Origin of the sequence: Deinococcus alpinitundrae, from assembly GCF_009982895.1 — a bacterium.
In the GTDB taxonomy this organism is placed as follows: Bacteria; Deinococcota; Deinococci; order Deinococcales; family Deinococcaceae; genus Deinococcus; species Deinococcus alpinitundrae.
In genome coordinates this window covers 1-281 of sequence record NZ_WXZL01000195.1, presented here as the reverse complement: position 1 = coordinate 281, position 281 = coordinate 1, and the positions used below count along the sequence as shown (strand labels likewise).

1 pseudogene is annotated in these 281 nt (G+C 59.1%); it reads right to left on the bottom strand.

Going from position 1 to position 281, the window contains the following annotated elements:
• Positions 1-98: 98 nt before the first annotated feature.
• Positions 99-281: pseudogene (locus tag GUI70_RS24840) on the bottom strand (hypothetical protein); the annotation flags it as partial.

Here is a 281-nt window from a genome sequence, read left to right as displayed (position 1 = left end):
GTATTGAGGCCGTACCGCATCACCGAAACGGCTAGACGTCCGTGAGCAAGTACCCATTCGGGTACTTGCTCGTGCTCTTGTTCACCGGTGTGCCAGGCCTACACGGAGGCGATGGTGACGACGCTCAGCAGGGTGGTGAGCCGCTGTGGATGGCTCAGGTGGGTGGATTCCAGTTCAAGGCTTGAGCCCTTCCAGTGTTTGAAGAGCACTTCGATAGACCAGCGTCGAGCGTAGGCGGGCACCCTTATGGCGACCGTGTTCCAGGGTGGCCACATACAACA